The 3,076-nt window shown below is 39.5% G+C and carries 3 protein-coding genes; all 3 read left to right on the top strand.

Annotation, left to right across the window (positions count from 1 at the left end; genetic code table 11):
• Positions 1–223: 223 nt before the first annotated feature.
• Positions 224–1,057, top strand: coding sequence for a PRD domain-containing protein (locus SORDD16_RS05220; RefSeq protein WP_061452604.1), 834 nt, complete (start codon positions 224–226; stop codon positions 1,055–1,057).
• A gap of 172 nt (positions 1,058–1,229) precedes the next feature.
• The gene (locus tag SORDD16_RS05215) at positions 1,230–1,547 is read left to right on the top strand and encodes a PTS lactose/cellobiose transporter subunit IIA (RefSeq protein ID WP_001078323.1); all 318 of its coding nucleotides are present in this window, start codon (positions 1,230–1,232) and stop codon (positions 1,545–1,547) included.
• Positions 1,547–3,076 (top strand): lactose-specific PTS transporter subunit EIIC (locus SORDD16_RS05210; protein ID WP_061452647.1); only part of this gene is annotated, 1,530 nt, incomplete at its 3' end. The genes SORDD16_RS05215 and SORDD16_RS05210, both read left to right, overlap by 1 nt.

The raw sequence follows: 3,076 nt of genomic DNA, 5'->3' as shown, positions 1-3,076 counted from the left end.
CTCCTATTTTAGGAATATGAACTTAAAAATTTTAAAAAAAGTTGTATGTAAAGGTTTACAAAATAACCTACTTGTGCTATACTTAAATCACAAGTTAATACAAGGTGAGTGTTACTAAGTAATATTAGGCATGATCACAGGTGAATTAGAAATCAGATGATTTTCTAGTTCATTTGTGGTCATTTTTTGTACTCATATACCTTTAAAATATAAGGAGGTTACCATGTATCGAATTCTAAATCCAATAAATCACAATGTTTCGCTTGTCAGAAATGACAAAGGAGAAGAAGTGATTGTGATTGGTAAAGGGATTGCATTTGGAAAGAAGAAAGGGGATTTTATTGCGGAACAGCAGGTGGAGAAAATCTTTCGGATGAAGACAGAAGAATCCAGAGAAAACTTTATGGTTCTCCTCAAAGATGTTCCGCTTGATTTTATCACAGTGACCTATGAGATTATTGATAAACTTTCAAAGAAATATCATTATCCGATTCAGGAATATCTCTATGTAACCTTGACAGACCATATTTACTGCTCTTATCGAGCTCTAGCACAAGGAAGGTACAAGGATAGCAATCTGCCAGATATTTCTGCTAAGTATCCTGTCGCTTTTCAAATTGCGAATGAAGCGTTTGAAATCTATCGTCAGAAGCTAGCAGAACATTTCCCTGAGGATGAAATTATTCGGATTGCTTATCATTTCATCAATGCTGAGGGTGAGAATGAGGTGGCAGTTGTTGAAACGATCGATAAGAGGAAAGAAATTCTCAGAGATGTTGAAGAAGTGCTGAAGAATTATGCTATTCAGCGAACCAAAGAAAACAACCATTTTTATGATCGCTTTATGATTCATTTGAATTATTTCTTGGATTATTTAGACCGCTCTAGAGATGATAACCAATCGCTTCTGGATATGGAAGACCATATCAAACAAACCTATCCAAAGGCATTTGAGGTCGGCTCCAAGATTTATGATGTGATTACGCAACATACTGGTCTTGATTTGTATAAGAGTGAGCGAGTTTATCTGGTTTTACATATTCAACGTTTATTGTAGTGGTTGTCGAGAGCTATAAAAAGCTCTGGATGTTGTATTTTAGTAATTGAACTCGGGCTAAAATCTTGGAAAAAAGATAAATGTTCCTAGGAGCGTCGCTCCGTCATCACATTTCCTATTTTTCTTTCGATTTTCAAACGCCCTTAGTATCTTAAATAAGGAGGATTCTATTATGAATAGAGAAGAAGTTACATTGTTAGGTTTTGAAATTGTTGCCTATGCTGGCGATGCTCGTTCAAAACTATTGGAAGCCTTGAAGGCTGCTGAAGCTGGTGATTTCGCGAAAGCGGATAGTTTAGTTGAGGAAGCTGGTAGCTGTATCGCAGAGGCTCACCACGCTCAAACAAGTCTATTGACCAAGGAAGCAGCTGGCGAAGACTTGGCTTATAGTGTGACCATGATGCACGGTCAGGATCACTTGATGACAACTATCTTGCTCAAAGATCTCATGCACCATCTCATCGAACTTTACAAGAGAGGAGTTAAATAATGAACAAACTAATTGCATTTATCGAGAAAGGAAAGCCATTCTTTGAGAAACTATCTCGTAATATCTATCTTCGTGCCATTCGTGATGGTTTCATCGCTGGAATGCCAGTCATTCTCTTTTCCAGTATCTTTATCCTGATTGCCTTTGTTCCAAACTCATGGGGCTTCCAATGGTCAGATGATGTTATTAGTTTCTTGATGAAACCCTATAACTACTCAATGGGGATTCTGGCTTTGTTAGTAGCTGGTACAACGGCTAAGTCTTTGACCGATTCTGTTAACCGCAGTATGGAAAAGACTAATCAAATCAACTATATGTCTACCCTTCTTGCGGCCATTGTTGGTTTGTTGGTGTTGGCAGCTGATCCAATTGAAGGTGGTTTTGCGACAGGTTTCCTTGGGACAAAAGGGCTGCTTTCAGCCTTTCTTGCTGCCTTTGTAACCGTAGCAATCTATAAGGTTTGTGTTAAGAACAACGTCACTATTCGCATGCCTGACGAAGTTCCACCCAATATCTCACAAGTCTTTAAAGATGTGATTCCATTCACTCTATCTGTTGTTTCTCTTTATGTCCTTGATTTACTTGCTCGTCAATTTGTTGGTGCCAGCGTTGCAGAATCAATCGGTAAATTCTTTGCACCATTATTCTCAGCTGCTGATGGTTATTTAGGTATTACCATTATCTTTGGGGCCTTTGCCTTCTTCTGGTTTGTGGGTATTCACGGTCCTTCCATCGTCGAACCTGCTATCGCAGCTATTACCTACGCAAATGCCGAAGTCAACTTGAACCTTCTCCAACAAGGCATGCATGCAGACAAGATCCTTACTTCAGGTACACAAATGTTTATCGTTACCATGGGTGGTACGGGTGCAACACTGGTTGTCCCATTCATGTTCATGTGGTTGACAAAATCAAAACGAAACCGTGCGATCGGACGTGCATCAGTAGTTCCAACCTTCTTTGGTGTAAATGAACCAATCCTGTTTGGTGCACCACTTGTCTTAAATCCAATCTTCTTTATTCCCTTTATCTTTGCGCCAATCGCAAACGTCTGGATCTTTAAATTCTTCATTGAAGCGCTTGGCATGAACTCATTTACTGCCAACCTTCCTTGGACAACACCTGGTCCGCTCGGTATTGTTCTCGGTACAAACTTCCAATTCTTGTCATTTGTACTTGCTGCTTTGTTAATTCTTGTTGACGTAGCTATTTACTATCCATTCCTCAAGGTTTATGATGAACAAATCCTTGAAGAAGAACGTTCTGGTAAAGCCAATGATGAATTGAAAGAAAAAGTAGCTGCAAACTTTAATACTGCTAAAGCAGATGCGATTCTTGAAAAAGCAGGTGTAGAAGCAGCTCAAAATACCATCACTGAAGAAACTAATGTTCTCGTTCTCTGTGCCGGAGGAGGTACAAGTGGTCTCCTTGCAAATGCTCTAAACAAAGCAGCTGCGGAGTACAATGTTCCTGTTAAAGCAGCAGCTGGTGGCTATGGAGCTCACCGTGAAATGTTGCCTGAGTTTGAT

This window comes from Streptococcus oralis (assembly GCF_001578945.1).
GTDB classification, from domain to species: Bacteria; Bacillota; Bacilli; order Lactobacillales; family Streptococcaceae; genus Streptococcus; species Streptococcus oralis_Q.
Note: the sequence above shows the minus strand (reverse complement) of the source record. Positions and strands in the feature narration are given on the sequence as shown.